Raw genomic sequence first — 22,181 nt, forward strand, 5'->3', positions numbered from 1 at the left:
TTTTTAAATGATTCCAAAAGAACTGCTCCTAGCCAAGGAACTAATTTATAATCCTTGTGGGTTTGTCTGTAGCGAACCGCTTGCAGAAAAAGAAAGCAAAGAATACCAAGCACACACTTTTAGCCTCAACAAACATATAATCTGTTATCGCTTAGCCAAAATAACACCTACTAAAACAGGGCAATTTGTGACTTTATGGAAAAGAAGCCCCGATGGTCCTATTGCCCCTTTTCATATTGAAGACAAGATTGATTTTTTTATCATCAGTTGTCGAAAAGAAAATAATTTTGGCCAATTTGTTTTTCCAAAAACTGTATTGCAGCACAAAGCTATACTTTCAGATAATTTCAAAGAAGGAAAACGAGCCATACGTGTTTATCCTCCTTGGGATCTGGATTTAAACAAGCAAGCTCAAAAAACACAGCAATGGCAACAAGACTATTTCATCGAAATCTCAGAAGACAAACCTATTAATATCGAATTGACTCAAAAGTGTTTTGTTGTCGAATGATGTTCTATTTTAATTGAATTAAAAAGAACACATTAAGATCTTTCCTTTTTAAGAAACCAATTCCTTTTTTTGATCTATAAAGAAGTTTTCCTTAATCAGAGCGGATAAATTATTTTATCTCTATCTTTAAGTATATTTTTTATCATGGAAACATTGGATCATATTTTTAGGCTTCTGGCTGGCATCGGCCTGTTTCTTTTTGCCATGTACTTACTGGAAGAATCGATAAAAAATCTTTCCGGCAGAAGTTTTAAGCTTTTTTTGCAACGCATTACCAAAAATAAAATTGGAGCAATAAGTGGCGGCGCCATTGTCACGGCAGTTCTTCAAAGTAGCTCTATGGTTTCCTTTATGGTTTTGGCTTTTGTGGGTGCTGGCGTATTTACGATGAAAAACGCCATGGGCATTATTTTAGGAGCCAATCTTGGAACCACGCTTAACAGCTGGCTCGTAGCTACTCTTGGCTTTAAAATGGATATTGAAATAGTAGCCTATCCAGCTTTATGTATGGGTGGTTTGCTTCTCATTCTTTTTGGAAGCCGAAAAACCTTTAAATATCTTTCATTTTTTCTTTTTGGCTTTGGCTTGCTTTTTATTGGCCTTGCCTTTATGAGGACAGCTATGGAAGCACAGGTAAAGATTTTTGATTTTTCGAAATATGCCGAAATGCCTCTGATTGTTTTTCTCCTTATTGGTTTCATAATCACCATGCTCGTACAATCGAGTTCAGTAACCATGGCACTTACGCTGAGCGCTCTTCATGTAGGAGCCATTAGTTTCCCCATAGCAGCTGCTACTGTATTGGGTTCTGAAACTGGCACTACCATCAAAATTGTTTTGGGAGCTATTGGCGGAAACGCTTCCAAAAAAAGAGTAGCTCTTGGTAATTTTCTCTTCAATGTATTTATAACCTTATTTGCTTTTATATTGTTAAAACCTATTCTTTATCTAATAACCGATATTTTTAACATCAAAGATTCCTTAATAGGACTTGTTACTTTTTCGAGTCTAATCAATCTATTTTCGATTATTATTTTCTTACCCATATTGGATTATTTTACTCAATTTCTGGAACGCTTTTTCAAAGATACAGATGGAACCATTACAGCCTTCATAGGTAATGCAACCGCTGCCGAGCCATTGACTGCGTTGGATTTATTTAGACGAGAAACCAACTATTTTATCCATAACTCCATGCTTTTTAATTTGGAACTATTTAAAATTGACAGCCAAAAAATCCAAGGAAATTTAGACTTCAAAACCATCAATGAAAAACGAAAATACTTTACAAAAAGCACAGTAGAAAAATACGATTTTCTAAAACAACTCCAAGGCGAATTACAAGCGTTTTATTTGAATCTAAGGCCCAAATTAGAATCAAAACAATATTCTGAATTAAATCAATTAATTTCGGCCGTTCGCAGCTCCATGCATTCCGTAAAAAGCATAAAAGACATCGGAACCAACATTAGTGATCTAAGAAATTCTTCGAAGGAAATAAAATATAATTTCTTTATTCACCATAAAAAAGAAACTGAAACACTCTATCTACAATTGGACGCCCTTCTTACTTTGGAAAAAGAAGCCAGTTTCAAGAATCTTCAATCCCTTTTTGATTCGATACAGCAAAACTACACCGAGGCTCTTAACAATTTCTATGCTGAAGCACAAAATGCTCCTATCCAAAATATTGATATTACAACGGTAATCAACTTCAACAGAGAATTATTTACTTCCAATAAAGCGATGTTGATTGCTCTAAAAGATTTTCTGTTGAAAGAAAAACAAGCTCAAGAATTTAATGAAATTCCAACTTACAAAACTTGATTATTAGAATCATAATTCTCTCAACTTCTTCAAATTTGGTAAAATCCATGCTCTTTAAAAGCAAAATAATCCCTTTTAAGGCGTTTACTATCTGATTAATTAAAAACAGGGATATTAATTATTAAAAACAACATTTGAAAGCGTTTTTCTTAAGATTTCTATATTTCTTTGATATATATTTGTCTTTTAAAACCTTGTTTAGTCATGAAAGAATGTATTTCTGTTTTCGATATGTTAAAAATTGGTGTTGGTCCTTCAAGTTCACATACCCTTGGTCCTTGGCGTGCCGCCGAACGTTTTTTGGCTGAACTTCGGGATGAAAATTTATTACATAAAATTAACAGAGTCAAAGTAGATTTATACGGTTCACTTTCGCTAACCGGAAAAGGACATGCCACTGACTTAGCCGTTATGTTGGGCTTAAGCGGTCAGGATCCTGAATACATTCCGGTGGAAAATATTGCTGGAATAATAAAAATTATTGAAGATAAAAACGAAATCCGACTCGCAAACGAGTTTACGATTCCTTTCTATTTTCTACAGGATATTGCCTTCAATAAAGAATTCCTGCCTTTCCATGCCAATGGCTTGACATTTACCGCTTATTTAGCGGATGAAAAGGAATACTCTTCTACCTTTTATTCTATAGGTGGCGGATTTGTAGTCAAAGAAGAACGAGAAAATGCCAAAAAGAATCTCGAAATAGAATGTTCTTTTCCTTTTCCAATTGATAAAGCGGCCGAGCTTTTAACTTATTGCAAAACCGAAAACAAAAAAATATCGGAAATCGTTTATCAAAACGAGAAATCCATGCGATCAGAAGAAGTGATTCATCACGAACTCATGCGCATCTGGAGCACCATGCTCGAATGCATGTATATTGGCTGTCATTCTGAAGGAATTCTTCCCGGAGGATTGAACGTGCGCCGACGAGCATTCGATATGCACCAAAACCTCATTGGTTTATCCAACTATGATTCTCCTCAAAGCTGGCTGGAACAAATCCGACTTACAGAAGTAAAATTCCGTCAAATCCTGAAATGGGTAAGCTGTTTTGCATTGGCAGTAAATGAAGTCAATGCGGCCTTAGGACGAATTGTTACCGCTCCTACAAACGGAAGCGCGGGAGTAATTCCTGCTGTATTGATGTACTATCTGGTAATCGAAAACCATCAAGCGGGAGAAAAAGAAATCAAACAATTCCTTTTGGTTGCCGGAGAAATAGGCAGTATTTTCAAAAAAGGTTCTACTATATCAGCCGCAATGGGTGGTTGTCAAGCCGAAATTGGCGTTTCCTCTTCTATGGCAGCGGCCGCTTTATGCGAATTGATGGGCGGAACCCCTGAGCAAGTACTGATGGCTGCCGAAATCGCAATGGAGCATCATCTGGGATTAACCTGTGATCCTATTGGCGGTTTGGTTCAAATTCCTTGTATCGAGCGCAACACTATGGGCGCCATAAAAGCCATCAATGCAGCCGAATTAGCCTTAGAAACCGACCCTAAAAATGCCAAAGTTCCCTTAGACAAAGTAGTCGATACCATGTGGCAAACAGCTAAGGATATGAACAATAAATACAAAGAAACTTCCGAGGGAGGACTGGCAATTGCTGTCAACCTCGCCGATTGTTAAAACAAAGCAGCGTTTGTCATCGCTAACAGCAGTGTTAAGCTCTGAAAAACAACTTCAATTTAAAGAAAGGGATTCCACAAAAGTCGAATCCTTTTTTTGTTGCATCCAAATTTGTTTTATTACTTTTACAACTCCTAAAAAAAGAACAGAATGTCTGTAGCAAAAAAAGATTACAAAAGAATTACCACAAAGTCGCTAATCGAGATGAAAGCCCATGGCGAGAAAATCTCTATGTTGACGGCTTATGATTATACAATGGCCAAAATTGTGGATACCGCCGGTATCGATGTTATCCTTGTTGGGGATTCGGCCTCGAATGTTATGGCAGGTCACGAAACGACTTTGCCCATTACATTAGACCAAATGATCTACCACGCTTCCTCGGTGGTTCGGGCAATAGAGAGAGCTTTAGTGGTGGTTGATTTGCCTTTTGGCAGTTATCAATCAGACCCTAAAGAAGCTTTGCGTTCTTCGATCAGAATTATGAAAGAAAGTGGTGGACATGCCGTAAAACTGGAAGGCGGAAAAGAAATTAAGGAATCGATCAAAAAGATATTAAACGCCGGAATTCCTGTGATGGGACATTTAGGTTTAACACCTCAATCCATCTATAAATTCGGAACTTATACCGTTCGTGCCAAAGAAGAAGAAGAAGCCGATAAATTGATTGAAGATGCCAAACTACTGGAAAGACTGGGCTGTTTTGCACTGGTTTTAGAAAAAATCCCTGCTGATTTAGCCGAAAAAGTAGCCAAAAGCATTTCGATTCCGGTAATTGGAATTGGAGCCGGTGGCGGAGTTGACGGTCAAGTACTTGTCATTCACGATATGCTGGGAATGAATAATGAATTTAGCCCACGCTTTTTACGCCGCTATATGAACCTTTACGAAGACATGACTTCAGCCATTGGTCAATATGTTGCCGATGTGAAATCCAGTGATTTCCCAAATGAAAAAGAGCAATATTAATTTTCTAATTTGAAAATGTAACTATTCGAAAATTTGAAAATGAAGATTATATCTAATAAAACAAACCTGCAAATCCTCCATGAAGACAATCACATCATTGTGGTTAATAAGCGTGTTGGTGATCTTGTACAAGGCGATAAAACAGGTGACAAACCGCTGAGCGAAGTTGTCAAAGAATACCTTAAAGAGAAATACAATAAACCGGGGGAAGTTTTTCTTGGCGTTGTCCACAGATTAGACAGACCCACAACCGGAATCGTAGTTTTTGCAAGAACCTCAAAAGCCTTAACCCGATTAAACGAATTGTTTAAAAATAGGGAAACCCAAAAAACATATTGGGCAGTGGTAAAGAACAAACCGCCCAAAACTGAGGACAAGTTGATCCATTTTTTGAAAAGAAATGAGAAAAATAATACCTCTAAAGCGCATCTTAAAGAAGTCCCTGACAGTAAATCAGCCAGTCTGGATTATAAAATAATCAAGGAACTCAATAATTATTTCGCTTTAGAAATCAATCTGCATACCGGTCGTCATCATCAAATTAGGGCGCAACTTTCGGCAATTGGTTCCCCAATAAAAGGTGATCTTAAATATGGTTTTGACCGAAGCAATCCCGACGGTGGTATTCATCTGCACGCCCGAAAATTGGTTTTTATTCATCCCGTTTCAAAAGAAAGCATCGAAATCATAGCGCCAGTTCCTGATGATGTGATATGGAATGCTGTTTAGAAATAGTACTTTTTTTTTAATTTTAACCCTAACAGATTCAAATTTAATTTTATGAAAAAAACATTACCTCTTTTTCTTACTTTATTTTCTCTTTCAATGGCTGCACAGGACCATTTCTCGGGAATAAAAAATTCAAACGGTGTTGGAATCCTAAGTTCTACAGTAAATCCTGCCGAACTTTCTAATTTAAGTTCAAAATATGATGTTAATGTTTTTTCGTTGAGCATTAACGCTTCCAATAATAAAGTGGGATTTAATGACATCATCAACTCCGATAATATAGAAGACTTGATTTTTCAAGGGGATAAACCAGTAAACATGCGTATCGACGCCGAGATATACGGACCCGGTTTTGCAATGAAATTGAACAAATGGGCCTTTGGAATCAGTACAAAAGCCTATGCTAAATTAAACTTGGTTGACATTGACCCAACATTAGGTAAATCCATAAATGACGGAACATTGGGCTCCGTTATTGGAACCTCTTTAATAAGCAATAATTACAATCAGCGGTTGAACGGCACTTCCTGGGGAGAACTTGGTCTTTCTGTTTCACGAAATTTATTCGAAAATGAAACGCATAAGTTTAATGCCGGTGCGACATTAAAATTATTATTTCCTGGTTCTTATACCAATTTTGGTGCAGATAAATTCCAGGGAAAAATTGACAATGTTCTCAATGAAGCCTATTTGAATGATACTAATGCTTCCTTAAACATTGCTTACTCCGGAAATTTAACGGGTGGTTTTACTGATTTTGGAGATTATTCCAAATCTCTTTTTGGAAATCTAAACGGACTTGCAGCAGATTTTGGTGTAAACTATCAATTGAAAGACAAAGACAATTACAGACTTAATGCAGGCTTAGCAGTTAAAAATATCGGTGGAATGACGTTTAAAGACTCCGGTAATTCCTCGACAAACTATGCTTTAAATATTCCTACGGGAACAGTTATCAATCCTGGACTTAACCTGAATGATTTTCAAAATGTAGAAAGTCTTCAAGATGCAGAAACTCTTTTGTTAAACAGCGGCTATTTGACCAAAAACGAATCAAAATCAGAAATTAAAGTGAAGCTACCTACTCTTTTTTCAGCTTATATTGATTTAAAAATAGTTCCAAAGTTTTTCGTATCGGTCTATACCCAACAAAAATTGAATAGTGATGCAGCAAACGATCAAATTACAACTCAAAATATTGTATCGCTGACTCCACGATTTTCGCTGAAAAACTATGAAATTTATTCCTCTTGGGCCAAAAATGAAATTTCCGGAACAACAGGTGGATTTGGATTTAGAATTTATGGTTTCTACCTTGGATCAAGCTCTATTGTAACCGCCTTGACCAGCGATACAAAACAAGCGGATGTTTATTTAGGCTACCGATTGAGATTGAGATAAACCTCTAAAAACAAAAAAACATGAATTATAGGACCGATTTAAAATACCGAAAAGAAACTTTAATAAAGCTTCTGAACCAGATCATAATTCATGAAAATGATATTGTAAAAGCTTTGTATGAAGACTTCAAAAAACCGGCTTTTGAAGCCGTTTTGACTGAGACTAATTACGTAATCAGCGAACTAAAAGATACTATCAAGAACTTGAATAAATGGGCAAAACCAAAAAAAGTTTTGCCCTCTATTCTCAATTTTCCTTCAAAAGATTTTATTTACAAAGAACCTTATGGAAAAGTACTGATTATCGCCCCTTGGAATTATCCGTTTCAACTGGCGCTTTGTCCTTTAATATCAGCTGTGGCTGCTGGAAACCAAGTGGTGCTAAAACCCTCCGAACTCACTCCTAAAACTGCTACAATAATTGCCCAAATTATAGAAGAAACTTTCCATGTAAACCATGTTGAAGTGATTCAAGGCGACGCAGAAATATCCCAGAAATTGCTTTCGCAACGTTGGGATTATATTTTCTTTACCGGAAGTGTGCCCGTGGGTAAAATAGTTGCCAAATCCGCTGCCGAAAACCTGACACCTGTTACCTTAGAACTTGGAGGCAAAAATCCCTGTATCATTGATGAAACTGCCAATTTAAAACTGGCCGCCAAACGAATTGTTTGGGGCAAATTTATCAATGCAGGTCAAACCTGTATCGCCCCTGATTATCTCTTGATTCAAAAAGACATGAAAACAAAATTCATCGACTATTTGAAAGAAGAAATAACATTGGCTTATGGCAAAAATCCTCAAGAATCTCCAGACTTTGCCCGAATTATCAATCTTAAAAACTGGGAACGATTAGTTCGACAAATTGAACCTGAAAAAGTCCTCTTTGGCGGAAAAACAGATGCTGAAGACCTTTATATTGCTCCTACTCTGATTGATGAACCTCAACTTGACAGCCTGATCATGAAAGACGAAATTTTTGGTCCGTTATTACCTATAATAAGTTATGAAACTGAGGCCGACATCAATCCTATTATTTCCAAATATGAAAAGCCACTTTCTTTGTATGTTTTTACCGAAAACAAAGCATTTGCCGATAAAATGATACTAAATCATTCCTTTGGCGGAGGTTGCATTAATGATACTGTGATTCATTTTTCGAATAAGAGACTGCCTTTTGGAGGCGTAGGCCATAGCGGAATAGGCGCTTATCACGGTCGTTTAAGTTTTGATATTTTTTCTCATCAAAAAGGAATTGTCAAAAAAGCAAACTGGCTCGATTTACCGATGCGATATGCACCATATAAGGACAAACTAAAGCCTATCCAAAGAATATTGAAATGGCTGTAAACTAGCCTTAAGTCTGACAAAAAAACACCTGACTGCTTTTCAAGGAAACCAGTATGAAATAAAAACTCAACCAATAACATTTTATCAAACTAAAAATGAAATCAGTAGCAAACCGAATTGAAGAAATAAAAAGTAATGGATATCAACTAAATTTTGATGCCGTAATAAATAGTGCATTTGAAAACTATAAAAAAATTGCGCTCTATGCCGGCTTAATGCTATTTGTATTTATGGTATTCTTTGGCTTAATTGCCTCTACAGCGCTAATTTCATTTGTAGGAATTGATAATTTAAATCCGGAAAACATTAAGCAGTACAGTCCTGAGAATTTAACCGGAATTCCTTTATTGATTTATATGGCCATCAATATATTCGTTTCTGTTCTAATAGCGCCTTTTCTTTCCGGTTTTTATAAAATGGCCGATTGCGCTAAAAAAGATATCGAATTTCATGTTTCGACTATGTTTGAATACTACAAATCTCCCTACCTCATGGAAATATGTCTAGCAACATTTGTCCTTTTATTATTTAATTCCGGCTTATCAATGTTGTTTGAAACAAACGGATATGCGATTATAGGAGCTATTATCGGGGCTTTGATTTCCTTTTTCAGCTTTTTGACGGTACCACTTATTGTTTTTGGAAAATTAGGAGCTATTGCAGCAATTAAGTCCAGTTTTATAATTATATACAAAAAACCTTTGACACTTCTTGCATTAGTAATTATTGCAATCATTGGTGCCTTAGTCGGTTTTATCGGATGCTGTATTGGTATCTTTTTCACGATTCCTTTTCTTTATTCTATGTATTATACGGTATACAACGAAATTATTGGATATGAATCAGACTCAGAATTAGTCCTTTAAAAACCTTTATTGAAATTAATTTCAAAAGTAGCTATTCTTTTTTCCATAAAAAAACAACTAAAGTCTTAATATATCACATTAAGACTTTTTTTATATAAAAAAAAACGTTAATTTTCTGATGTTTTTAACAAAGTTATGATCTCCAAATCAACCCTTTTTAACCTAAGCATTTTTTTATGCAATTAAGCGATGACTTTTTATTGACTTTGGATACAAGTTTTAATGGTTTTAGTCTCGATGGTCCTATTTTAATCACTAAATCCTATCAATTAATTGATGAATTTTCAATTAGTCGGAATCTCTTTAGCTCAATAATCCCTTTTGTCTATTTTTTTATTTTTATTTTGGTTTTAAAATTTTATAAAATCAAGTATACTATAAACAATCAGTTTGTAGAAAATCATTTAGATGAGAAATCAAAAAACAAAGAATATCAACTTTACTTTTTATTAATAGGGTTAATAATCCTAGTCTTAGAAGCTACTTTTGAAATTTTTAACGTAAGACCAAAAAGTTTATTTCTAAGCAATTCCACTATTGCCATTGTTTTAATCTCTATCTATTTTATCAGTAGAAAATCTTCCTTTGTTTTTGATAATATCCAAAAAATATTTCGCTTTATTTTCCTGATTTTTTTTGCTTATGTATCTCGAAATCTAGTCATCCACCCAACAGACGGAATACCTATTATCGCTTTTCTGTTGTTAATTTTCTTTTCTTATAATATTTTCAAACCCATCAAACTGTATTGGACTTTTATTACAGGAGTTTATACTTATTTGATTATCATTTCGTTATTACAATCGGTTTCTATTAATACGATCACAATCATATTCAATTATTCCTTAATTATTTTAGGCATTAATTACATCAGGCACATGACCCGAATGGGTATTAAGAATAAATTTCTTTTTAACAATCAAATCATTCATGAAGGGAATTCACTGGTGATGGCTACAAATAAAAATCGGGACATTGTTTTTTGCAGTGAAACTATAAAACCCATTTTGGGATATTCTGTAGAAGAAGTATTAGGATCAAGCTTTTGGAAATTAACCGAAGATTCTAAAGAGCAAGACAGTGAACGTGCTCAAAATCTCCATGAGGCTAATGTAACTACTAAGAAGCTTAAGTGTAAAAACGGAGAATATAAGTTCATCCAATGGAATTATAAAAAATTTTCTGATGACTTAATTTTAGGAATTGGACAAGATGTAACCAATGAAATTCACATTCACAATCAATATAAAAATTTAATTCAAACCGCAACTGATTTTATCTATGAAACCGATTGTCAAGGCAATATCACATTTGTCAATGACTTCATCATAAAAACCTTGGGGTATAAAAAAAATGAGATTTTAACTAAACATTTTTCCTTTTTCATAAAAAAGAACTATTTAAATAAAGTGTTACCATTATACAACAATTCGCAGGAAATTGATTTTGAATATCCTATGGTTGAAGTTCCTATCTTGAAAAAAAATCGTGAAACGATATGGATTTCTCAAAAAGTAATGATTCGCAGAAACGATTTGGGGAAAATAATTGGTTATTCAGGGATTGCCAGAGACATTACTTACATAAAAAACTCCGAAAAAGAAAAAACAGAACGGGAGCTAAAAAACATAAAATACACTAAGGCTTTAAAAGGTTTCACAGAAAAAAGCTATTCTCATGATGAAACTTTGGAGACCAAATTGAAAACTATTATAGAAATTTCCACAAAAACAATTGGTGTTGATCAGGTAAGTTATTGGGAATATTCTCCTGAAAAAATTTATTGTAAGCAATTATATAATTTAAAAAAGAAACAATTTGAAAAAGGCTATGAAATAACCCAAAAAGAATATCCTGACTACTTTATTACCCTTGAAAATAAAACTCAACTTGTAACTACAGATATTAATACAAATCGGATTTCACAAAAATTATACTCCCAAAAATTTTACAATGACTTTATCGTCAAGAATAAAATATGCTCAATTTTAGAAAACCCAATACTTATTAATGGAGAATTAAAAGGAATCATTTGTTTTGAAGTTATTGATAAAATAAAACACTGGGACAATGAGGACATCAATTTTTCCAGATCCGTTTCTGATATCATATCGATGACCATAATAACCAATATGAGATATAAAACCGAGAAAAAGCTAAAATACAAAAGTGAACTATTGTCAGCTATGACAGTTTGTACTGAAAAATTCTTGAACAATAAAGACATAAGTGCGATTCTCTCAGATGTGCTAATCATCATGGGAAAGGCTACTAAATCCAAACGGGTTTATTATTATCAAAAAGAAATCGATGAAAAACTCATCAGTCAAAAATACAGATGGTTTTGTGGTGAAGATACATTAACAGAGAAAAATCCAACGCTTCAAAATATACCCTATGCCTATTTTGAAGAACTCCTACATCCCTTACTAAATAATGAAATCTACAAAGCCAGCGTATCCGAAATAAAAAATAAATCCTTAAGAAAAAAACTTGTAGACTTAAATGTCAAATCACTAATTCTTTTCCCGGTTTTTGTCAAAAAAGAATTTCATGGCTTTTTAGGTTTTGATGATTCAACTGAACAAAGAAATTGGTCCGAAGATGAAATCAATATTTTACAAACTTTGGCTCGAAACATAGCTTCTTCAATAGAACGAATTGAAAATGAAACAGCTATTTATGAAAGTGAAGAGAAATTTAGATTGTTGGCCAACAACATTCCAGGAACCGTTTATTTAGCAAAATATGATGCGGATGCCACTAAAATTTATATTAATGATGAAATTGAAAAACTCACCGGCTACCCAAAATCAGCTTTCCTTTCCAAAGAATTGAGATTTATGGACTTAATTCTTCCGGAAGAGCGCGACGAAATTATTCGAGATCAAATTAATGCCATAGAAAATGGCAGAACAATACATTCCATATATCGAATTAGGCGTAAGGATCAGGAAATTGCCTGGGTAGAAGAATTTGGCGAAGTGATCTATAAAAACGGGGAAATTGCATATCTTGAAGGAATTTACATCGATATTACAACTAGAAAAAAGACAGAAAACGCCATAAAAGAAAAAGAATATGCCGAAGCGGCCAATAAAGCCAAATCAGAATTCTTGGCCAATATGAGTCACGAAATTAGAACTCCACTAAACGGAATCATCGGGTTTACGGACTTATTGATGAAAACCAAGCTAGAAGAAATTCAGAAAAAGCATATGCTGACGGTCAATCAATCGGCCCAATCTCTTTTAGAAATACTAAATGATATTCTGGATTTCTCCAAAATTGAAGCCGGAAAACTAGATTTAAATATCGAAAAACAGGAAATCAAGGAAATCGTAAACCAATCCATGGATCTGGTGTTATTTGCTTCAATCCAAAAAAATCTGCGTTTAGAAATAAATATAAGCCCTGAAGTCCCTATTTATGTTTGGGCTGATATTGTTCGCCTAAAGCAAATTCTAATCAACCTTTTGACTAATGCCATCAAATTTACCGATAAAGGCTCTATCGAACTAAAAGTATCAATTTTAAAGAGAATTGATAATTCCCAAGCAACCATTCGCTTTGCCGTAATTGATTCCGGTATTGGTATTCTTGAAGAAAACCAGACAAAAATATTCAAAGCTTTTTCTCAAGAAGACAACTCCACAACCCGAAAATATGGCGGAACCGGACTAGGATTAACCATTTCAAACCAATTATTAGCTTTAATGGACAGCCATTTACAACTAAAAAGCACCATCAATAAAGGGAGTACTTTTTATTTTGATCTAGACTTAAAAATCAGCAATCAAGTTGTTGAAGATACTGCCCCTACGAATACTCCAATGATTTATGATACAGTTCAAATCAAAGAAGAACTAATCTCAAAACAACTTAAAATAATGCTTGTTGAGGATAACAAAATCAATATGCTATTGCTAAAAACAATCATCAAAAACCTGTTTTCAGAAGCTACAATTTCAGAAATTCAAAATGGAAAGGATGCAGTTGACCAATTTGAAACCATAAAGCCCGACATCATTTTTATGGACATTCAAATGCCTATAATGAATGGTTATGAAGCCACTAGAGAAATACGAAATTTAGAATCCGGTCAAAAAACCCCTATTATAGCCATAACCGCCGGTGTCGAAAAAGAAGAAAAAAACAAATGTCTCGAAGCCGGAATGAATGATTATATTTCAAAACCAATCATAAAAGGAATCATTGAAACTACCCTAAATAAATGGATTCGCTAATCTATTAAAAAATAGATGCTTTACTTCAAATTATTTTTTACTTTAGTACAACAGAATAAAAAAATGGAATATTATGAAATGGCAAGGCAGAAGAAAAAGTGAAAATTTAGACGATAGAAGAGGAATGTCCTCAGGAGGAAAAACCATTGTTGGTGGAGGAATTATAGGAATCATTATTTTGCTGTTAAATGTATTTGGCGGAGAAAATGCTCAAATGCTCACCCCAGTTTTAGAACAGATCAATCAAGGTCAAGGTGCTCCTACTGAACAAAGAGATCTTACAGCCAAAGAACTTGAGGAACAAGATTTTGTAAATGCACTATTAGTTGACAATGAAGATGTTTGGACTAAGATATTTCAGGAAAACAATTTAACGTATAAAAAGCCTAAACTTGTTTTATTTGAAGGTGCGGTAGAAACGGCTTGTGGAAATGCCACTTCTGATTCTGGCCCTTTTTATTGTCCCGGCGATCAAAAAGTGTACATGGACTTAGCATTCTTTGAAGAGCTAAAAACACGATTTGGTGCCCAAGGCGGTGATTTTGCCACTGCCTATGTTATTGCGCACGAGATAGGCCATCACGTTCAAACCTTACTGGGAACTTCTGATAAAATGAGACAACTGCAACAAGGAAAAACGAAGGCTGAGGCCAATAAATTATCTGTAGCATTAGAGTTACAGGCAGATTTCTATGCCGGAATTTGGACCCATTACAACCAAAAAATGAATAATATACTTGAAGAAGGCGACATAGACGAAGCTTTAAGCGCGGCGCAGGCAGTAGGTGATGATGCCATTCAAGCTAAGATACAAGGTCATATTGTACCGGAATCGTTTACTCACGGAACTTCCGCACAGCGAAAATATTGGTTCATGAAAGGATATAAAACCGGAGATATCACTCAAGGAAACACTTTTGCCGAAATTAAATAATAGCTAAATCCAATTTCAATCGTAAAACTTAAATGCTGCTATTTTGTAACAACCAAAACGAAGTACACAACTATATTGAAACAATATCAAGCAATCAAAACCAGATCGGGAAAATTAGCTGTACCTTTGCGTCCACTTAAAGAAGTAAACTAAATAATTGGGTTTACTTCATAAACACCATTTATGTCATTTAACTCATTAGGTTTATCTGATGCTTTATTAAAAGCCATCAGCAAAAAAGGGTATTCTACTCCTTCTCCAATACAACAAAAAGCAATTCCACCCATTTTAGAAGGCAAAGATGTATTAGCATCCGCACAAACAGGAACAGGAAAAACAGCTGGTTTTACGCTACCCATATTACAATTATTATCGCAAGGACAACACCTAAGACAAAGACCCATTCGTGCCTTGATTTTAACTCCAACACGAGAATTGGCCGCTCAGATATTGGCCAATATCAAAGAATACAGTGAGTTTTTAGATTTACGCAGCGCCGTTATTTTTGGAGGCGTAAACCAAAATCCACAAGTAAGTCAATTGCGTCAAGGTGTCGATATTTTAGTCGCCACTCCTGGTCGATTAATCGATTTGCAAAATCAAGGTTTAATATCACTTTCAAAAGTGGAAATTTTGGTTTTAGACGAAGCAGACCGCATGCTCGACATGGGTTTTTTACGTGATATCGAACGTATCCTGAAAGTATTACCTTCTAAAAGGCAAAACTTATTGTTCTCGGCAACTTTTTCCAAAGATATCAAAAAATTGGCCATGGGCATTTTGCACAAACCCGTTCAGGTAGAAGCAACGCCAGAGAACACAACAGTCGATGCTATTATTCAAAAAATATATCCTGTCGCCAAAGAGAAAAAAACAGAACTAATCATTAAACTGATTACGGAAGGCAACTGGAAACAAATTTTGGTTTTTACACGTACTAAACAAGGCGCCAACAAACTGACTGAAAGCATGATTAGCGCCGGAATTAAGGCAGCTGCCATTCACGGTAATAAAGGTCAAGGTGCCAGAACCAAAGCCCTAGCCGGTTTTAAAGACGGAAGCCTGACCGCCCTTGTCGCGACAGATATTGCTGCCCGAGGTTTAGACATCCCGTTATTACCCCATGTTATTAATTTCGAATTGCCTAATATCCCTGAAGATTACGTGCACCGCATAGGTAGAACGGGAAGAGCCGGAGCAAGTGGAGAAGCTATTTCTTTATTTAGTCCAGACGAAACGGTTTTTTTACGAGACATTGAAAAATTAGTTGGCTTGAAATTGCCTAAAGAAAACATAAAAGGTTTCGAGCCAGATCCTAACGCTTCAAAAGAACCTATCAAACAAGGTCAAGGAAGACCACAGCGCAATTCGACTCCTAAAAAACCAAAAACAGACACTGCAAACCGTAGCAGCAGCAACAGTTTTGGTCCAAGACGTCCGAGTCAAAATAATGATAGGCGTACTAATAGATAAAAGCTAAAATTAGAAAAGCAGCGAGCAGAAAATAGATATTCTAATTTTCTGCTTGCTGTTATCTGAAAACGGAATACTAAAAAATTATCCCAACCACCCATCACGATCCAAACTTCTGTATTGAATCGCTTCGGCAATATGAGACGAAATTACTTTAGGTGCTGCATCAAGGTCGGCGATTGTGCGTGCTACCTTCAAAATACGATCGTAAGCCCTAGCCGAAAGATTAAGCCTTTCCATAGCCGTTTTTAATAATTCTTTGGAACCATCATCAAGAGCACAATATTCACGGATATGTTTGGTATTCATTTGGGCATTATAATGTATGTTTTCCATTTGCTCAAATCGTTCCGACTGGATTTCACGCGCGCTAGTAACCCTTTTTCTAATATCAATGCTGCTCTCCGCTTTTCTGTCTTCTGACAACTTTTCGAAAGGAACCGGCGTAACTTCAATGTGAATGTCAATCCGGTCCAATAAAGGTCCTGAAATTTTACTCAAATAGCGTTGCATTTCATGCGGAGAAGAAGTTTGAGGCGAATCGGGATCATTAAAAAAACCAATCGGACTTGGATTCATACTCGCCACGAGCATGAAAGACGAGGGATAAGTCACCGTAAACTTGGATCTGGAAATCGTCACTTCACGATCTTCCAAGGGCTGTCGCATCACTTCGAGAACATCCCGTTTGAATTCAGGCAATTCATCCAAAAACAAAACGCCGTTATGCGCCATAGAAATTTCACCAGGCTGTGGGTAGCTTCCGCCTCCAACAAGCGCCACGTTAGAAATCGTATGGTGTGGACTACGAAATGGACGTTGGTTCATTAAACCTACTTCTTTGAGCTTTCCAGCTACGCTATGAATTTTAGTAGTTTCTAAGGCTTCCCGCAAAGTCATGGGTGGCAATATACTGGGTAACCGTTTGGCAAGCATCGTTTTTCCAGCTCCCGGCGGACCAATAAGGATAATATTATGTCCTCCGGCGGCGGCAATTTCCATACAACGCTTGATGCTCTCCTGCCCTTTTACGTCCGAAAAATCAAATTCAGCGAAATCTAAATCTTTATAAAACTCGGCTCTGGTATCAATCACAGTGGGCTCAAGAGTCCCTTTTCCTTCCATAAAATCAATCACTTCTTGTACATTTTCTACACCATAAACCTCTAAACCGGCAACTATTGCGGCTTCTTTCACGTTCTGTTTAGGGAGAAAAAATCCTTTGAATCCCTCCTCTTTTGCCTTGATCGCAATGGGCAAAGCACCGCGAATGGGTTGCAAACTACCGTCAAGCGAAAGCTCTCCCATAATTATATATTTATCAATTTCAATGGCATTAATCTGTCCTGAAGCCACCAAAATACCAATTGCCAGAGTCAAATCATAAGCTGATCCCTCTTTGCGCAAATCGGCAGGAGCCATGTTAATTGTTATCTTTTTGCCCGGCATTGCATAACCATTATTCTTTAGGGCAGCCGCAATTCTATAACTGCTTTCTTTGATAGCATTATCGGGCAGCCCAACCAAATGGTAGCCAATTCCTTTATCAATATTTACTTCAACCGTAATTGTTGTAGCCTCTACACCAAAAACGGCACTTCCGAAAACTTTTACTAGCATGGCAGATATTTTTCTTAAAAATAATGAAAATTCGCACTCGAACAACAGGTATCGCAACTTATTTAATATCAGTCGAATACCCGAAATCTATTTATTATTACTTTGTTAATTTTGATTTTTAAAATAAAAAGGAGCTATATTTTTACATATAACTCCTTTTTATTAAAAATTAAACGGAATGAATCTATTTATAGCCATCATTTTGAACTAAGTTTTTATTTACATCCATTTCTCTTAACGGAATAGGCAAAACTAAATTATTAGCATCATAAGGAATCGTTCCAATATTTTGTTTTAATCGTTTTGCATCAAATAAAGCAAATCCTTCAAAAGATAATTCTCTTTTTCTTTCCATTAATATAGTGGCCAAATCAACGCTAGCAAGTAAAGTTGCACCAGAACGCGCGCGCAACATATTAATGTCATCTACAGGCGAAAGCCCTATAAGAGTTCCTAGTCTAAAATTAGATTCTGCGCGTATCAAATACATTTCGGCTAAGCGCAGAAAAGGAATATTAGCAAATTGATTTTTCCACTTTGTTGTACACCAATAATCGGCTTCATAGAAAAAACCAGCTCTCTGGTCATCAGGATCATCATAAATATCCCAATGCTGGGATTCAATACTAATATCCGGATTTCCTGAGCGTCCTCCAAAATCTTCACCGGCCCAAAATACATTAAAATCATTTGCGCTCGCATCCTGACTGTTTACTTGCCAAGCAAATAAATCTTCGGTTGAATTTTCTGGATTATTAAATGCTTTTGCAAAAGTTGATGTTAAAGTTGCGTCACTATTATTAATTACGATATTGGCCATATTTCGAGCATTGCTGTAATCCCCTTTTTGCAAATAAACTCTGGCAAGTAGTGCCGCCGCACTATATTTTGTTGCATAGATACCATTTGTTTCCGGCAGCAAAGTATAGGCATCCGTTAAATCAAGAATTACCTGCTTGTAAACTTCCTCTAAAGTGTTCCTTGAAGGCAGTGTAATTTTGTGAGGGTCTAAAATAGGTTGCAACATAATAGGAACTCCAAGTTGGTTGTTTACTGAACCCGAAACATAGGGCTTAGCGAATAGTCTTGCTAAATCAAAATAGACTAAACCTCTAAGAAATTTTGCTTCTCCTTGGGTTATATCCTTATCAGCAGCATCAGTAAATACAGCTAAATTATCAAGTATGATATTAGCTTGATTGCTAATTTTATAGGCTCTTAACCACATACTTTCAACAAAACTATTATCGGTCAATATAGCTTTTTCGTCGTATTGGTCTGGCTGAATATAAGTTCCATCCCAGTAAAGATCTCCATCGTTAGCAATTAATTCAGAAGCTAAAGCAATTCCTCCGCCATAGAGTGCACTGGATCTGGCATCTCCATAGGCATTATTCAAAATCTTCTTAAGATTTGATGGCGTTTTGATAGCTATATCGGTTGTAATGGCTTGTTCAGGTTTAATATCTAAATTATCATCACAGCTTACAAAAGAAAAAGTAAGCAAGGAAATTAAAATAATTTTATAGTTAAATTTTTTCATGTCTGATTTTATTAAAGGTCAATGTTTAATCCAATAATTATCGTTTTGGCAGGAGGTGCAGAATAAAATGCGATCCCTTTTCGAATATTTGAATCTCCATTATTGTCGTATGATGATTCTGGATCGTAGCCCTTATAATTCGTAAATGTAAGAAGGTTAACTCCTGTTAAATATAAACGAGCTCTATCTACAGATAATTTTTGAGTTACTGTTTTAGGAAGTGTATATCCTAAAGATAAATTTCTTAAACGAACAAAATCAGTTTTATCTAAATAACGTGTCGATGCTTGCTCGCCATTGCTACGTCCCCATCTGGCTTGAGGAACATTAGTGATATCACCTGGTTTTTGCCATCTGTCCATCTGATCTGTAGTTTGGTTATCTTTGTATCGGGCATTGCTCGATTGAAATTTACCCGCTTCATTGTAGATAGAAGCTCCCCATTCTCCTTGAAAAGTAAAAGAAAAATCAAAATTCTTAAACATTAGCGTATTCGTCATTCCTGTCATAAGCGTAGGATAAGGACTTCCCGTAATGATTCTTTGCGCTTCGCTGTAGTTTTTTGTAGTTGTTTTATCTAAAGAACCATCTGCTTGTAAAGTATTTTTATAAAATAAAGCATCTCCATTTGCCGGATTAACACCTGCATACTCTACTAAGTAAAAAGATGAAATAGTTTCTCCTACTCTAACAATATTTTGTCCGGCGACTATATCACCTCCAGGCAAGGATGTCACTTTATTGTCTAAAGTAGACAGATTTAATGATGTTTTCCAACTTAGGTTAGCTGTTTTAATATTGGTTGTATTTAATACAAATTCAAAACCTTTATTGGTCAAAGATCCTACGTTACGGGTTAAAGAACTCCAGCCGGAAGTACCTGGCAAAGGCTCATTCAATAAAAGATCGTTTGTTTTTTTAATATAATAATCAATTTCACCAGTTATTCTGTTGTCTAAAAATCCAAAATCGATACCGGCATCAAATTGATTTGTTTTTTCCCATTTTAAATCTTGATTAACCAATTGAGAAGGATTTATAGCAGATTGTTTGTTATAAGATGATCCGCCAAAAAGACCTAAACTTGCAAAGTTTCCTATACCTGCATTTCCTGTAACTCCAAAACTTCCTCTCAATTTTAATAAGCTAACAACTTCGTTATCCTTTAAAAAATCTTCTTGCGAAATGATCCAGCCCACAGAAGCTGCCGGGAATACACCATATCGGTTTGAGGCTCCAAATCGGGAAGAACCATCATAACGCAAACTTCCTTTTAAGAGGTATTTGTCCATAATGGAAAAAGTAGCTCTTCCAAAATAGGAAAGGAAATTATATTTAGTTCTGCTCGAAGATCCTTCAGTAATTTCGGAGGCACTTTCTACAGTTTGCAGCTCATCTGATGGAAAACCTATTCCAGCTACAAATTGCCTTTTTCGAGCACTTTCTTCAAAACTCATTCCTCCAACAAATTCTAAATTATAATCCTCCTTAAAATTTTTACTAAAAGTGAAATAATTATTAATACTATATTTATCTGACTGAATTGCATTCGCATCTGCATAACCATTAGTAGAAGCGGATTCTGTTAAACTACCTGCGAAATATTCTTCTGTTTGATTATTGTTATCGTATCCTAGTTCTGATCTAAAACTCAATTCTGGTAAAATTTTTAATTCCACATAAGAATTCATTAAAGTTCTAAAAATATTTGCATCCCAATTTCCATTAAATTGTTGCATTAAAAAATTATAATATAAAGTAGTTTCATTATTTGGTGTAACTCCATCATCAAGATAAGCGGGAGCTAATGGAGTTTGTGCAACTGCCTGTAAAGGGGTTGCGAAAGAATTATCTGAACCTATTCTTGTTATTCTTGTTTTACTCAAACTGGTATTTAGCCCCACTCTTAATTTATCAGAAACTTTATGATCTAAGTTTCCTCTATAAGAATAGCGATCCATATTGTTCCCTCTAACAATTCCCTCTGTATTATTGTAACCTCCAGAAAGAAAAAATACGGTTTTGCTATCCCCTCCTGATACAGAAAAGTTATGATCTTGAACAGAACCTTTTATCAAGGCCAAATCCTGCCAGTCAGTATCTACTTGTCCAGTTCTCCAATCTTTTCCATTAGCATAACCATCAAATACTCCTCCTGGCTCAGTCAGCCATAAGTCATCTGCTCCATATCTATAAGCAGATGCTTCGGTGTAAAGTTCTGCATATTGTGCTGCATTTAACCAGCTCATTTTATGGGTGGCTTGGCTCCATCCTGTAGAAGTATTTAAGGAAATTTTTGTTTTTCCTGATTTTCCTTGCTTAGTGGTAATTAAAACAACTCCATTTGTTCCGCGGGCACCATAAATAGCGGCCGAAGAAGCGTCTTTTAATATTTGTATGGATTCAATATCATTAGGATTTAATGAAATTAATGGATTAATTGGGGCCGCCGATACGCTCTCGTTATCATTTATCAATGGCAATCCATCTATTACATATAAAGGCTCCTGAGAAGAAGAAATACTGGAAACTCCTCTAATTCTTACTTTTACACCGCCTTCTACTTTTCCATTTATTTGAGTTATTTGAACACCTGCAGCTTTAGCTGTAAGAGCGCTTTGCAAACTTGGCACTGGAATTTCACCAATTTGATCCGCAGAAATAGACGCAATATTATCCGTTACTTTGCGCTTGGATTGTTTACCAAAACCAATTACAAGAACTTCTTTTAGCTCTGCAGAATCTTCCTTTAAAATTACATTAACGATACTTTTACCAGCAACATTTAATTCCTGAGTTTTAAGCCCGATGTAACTAAAAATCAAAACGGCATTTGAGCCAACATTTTTGACCCTAAACTTACCATCCATATCAGTTTGTGCTCCATTGGTCGTTCCTTTTACTAAAACAGTGGCTCCTGGAAGCGGACCATTAGAATCCGATACTACACCAGAAACCTCTTGCGAATAGGTCAAACTAGTACAAAGTATCATTAGAAATAGCGTCAAGCCTTTAAGTAGACTATTTTTCATAAATAATAATTAAGTTAGTTAATACTCATTGAAATTTGTTACAATTTT

Annotated in this window: 14 protein-coding genes; 11 read left to right on the forward strand and 3 right to left on the reverse strand. The window is 35.5% G+C overall.

Annotated features, from left to right (window positions below):
• Positions 1-7: 7 nt before the first annotated feature.
• The 11 genes from BUB25_RS12320 to BUB25_RS12370 all read left to right on the forward strand — a co-directional run bounded on the left by BUB25_RS12320 (position 8) and on the right by BUB25_RS12370 (position 15,938).
• A complete protein-coding gene (locus BUB25_RS12320; protein ID WP_072944777.1) occupies positions 8-511 on the forward strand; it encodes a MepB family protein in 504 nt (167 codons plus the stop codon).
• Positions 512-655: 144 nt separating this feature from the next.
• Complete coding sequence (locus BUB25_RS12325; RefSeq protein ID WP_072944779.1) at positions 656-2,338, forward strand: Na/Pi cotransporter family protein; 1,683 nt, start codon at positions 656-658, stop codon at positions 2,336-2,338.
• Between the two features lie 204 nt (positions 2,339-2,542).
• Positions 2,543-3,970 carry an L-serine ammonia-lyase gene (locus BUB25_RS12330; protein ID WP_072944781.1) on the forward strand — a complete coding sequence of 476 codons (1,428 nt, stop codon included), beginning with the start codon at positions 2,543-2,545 and terminating at the stop codon, positions 3,968-3,970.
• Positions 3,971-4,120: 150 nt separating this feature from the next.
• A complete protein-coding gene (panB, locus tag BUB25_RS12335; protein WP_072944783.1) occupies positions 4,121-4,939 on the forward strand; it encodes a 3-methyl-2-oxobutanoate hydroxymethyltransferase in 819 nt (272 codons plus the stop codon).
• Positions 4,940-4,978: 39 nt separating this feature from the next.
• A complete protein-coding gene (locus BUB25_RS12340; RefSeq protein ID WP_072944785.1) occupies positions 4,979-5,668 on the forward strand; it encodes an RluA family pseudouridine synthase in 690 nt (229 codons plus the stop codon).
• Between the two features lie 51 nt (positions 5,669-5,719).
• Entirely contained in the window at positions 5,720-7,069 is a 1,350-nt protein-coding gene (locus BUB25_RS12345) for a DUF5723 family protein (RefSeq protein ID WP_072944787.1), read from the forward strand.
• Positions 7,070-7,089: 20 nt separating this feature from the next.
• Positions 7,090-8,418, forward strand: a complete 1,329-nt coding sequence (locus BUB25_RS12350; RefSeq protein WP_072944789.1) for an aldehyde dehydrogenase — start codon at positions 7,090-7,092, stop codon at positions 8,416-8,418.
• A gap of 95 nt (positions 8,419-8,513) precedes the next feature.
• Positions 8,514-9,284, forward strand: coding sequence for a hypothetical protein (locus tag BUB25_RS12355; RefSeq protein WP_072944792.1), 771 nt, complete (start codon positions 8,514-8,516; stop codon positions 9,282-9,284).
• 176 nt (positions 9,285-9,460) lie between these two features.
• Complete coding sequence (locus BUB25_RS12360) at positions 9,461-13,531, forward strand: PAS domain S-box protein (protein WP_072944794.1); 4,071 nt, start codon at positions 9,461-9,463, stop codon at positions 13,529-13,531.
• 73 nt (positions 13,532-13,604) lie between these two features.
• Positions 13,605-14,465, forward strand: coding sequence for a KPN_02809 family neutral zinc metallopeptidase (ypfJ, locus tag BUB25_RS12365; protein WP_072944796.1), 861 nt, complete (start codon positions 13,605-13,607; stop codon positions 14,463-14,465).
• Between the two features lie 183 nt (positions 14,466-14,648).
• Positions 14,649-15,938 carry a DEAD/DEAH box helicase gene (locus BUB25_RS12370; RefSeq protein WP_072944799.1) on the forward strand — a complete coding sequence of 430 codons (1,290 nt, stop codon included), beginning with the start codon at positions 14,649-14,651 and terminating at the stop codon, positions 15,936-15,938.
• A gap of 84 nt (positions 15,939-16,022) precedes the next feature.
• Here the strand turns inward: BUB25_RS12370 and BUB25_RS12375 are convergent, their stop codons facing one another.
• From BUB25_RS12375 to BUB25_RS12385, 3 genes are all read right to left on the reverse strand, one after another.
• Positions 16,023-17,558 carry a YifB family Mg chelatase-like AAA ATPase gene (locus tag BUB25_RS12375; protein WP_072944801.1) on the reverse strand — a complete coding sequence of 512 codons (1,536 nt, stop codon included), beginning with the start codon at positions 17,556-17,558 and terminating at the stop codon, positions 16,023-16,025.
• A gap of 184 nt (positions 17,559-17,742) precedes the next feature.
• Complete coding sequence (locus tag BUB25_RS12380; RefSeq protein WP_072944803.1) at positions 17,743-19,101, reverse strand: RagB/SusD family nutrient uptake outer membrane protein; 1,359 nt, start codon at positions 19,099-19,101, stop codon at positions 17,743-17,745.
• A gap of 11 nt (positions 19,102-19,112) precedes the next feature.
• Positions 19,113-22,133 carry a SusC/RagA family TonB-linked outer membrane protein gene (locus tag BUB25_RS12385; RefSeq protein WP_072944805.1) on the reverse strand — a complete coding sequence of 1,007 codons (3,021 nt, stop codon included), beginning with the start codon at positions 22,131-22,133 and terminating at the stop codon, positions 19,113-19,115.
• Positions 22,134-22,181 lie beyond the last annotated feature (48 nt).

The organism is Flavobacterium granuli (assembly GCF_900129705.1).
Classification (GTDB): Bacteria; Bacteroidota; Bacteroidia; order Flavobacteriales; family Flavobacteriaceae; genus Flavobacterium; species Flavobacterium granuli.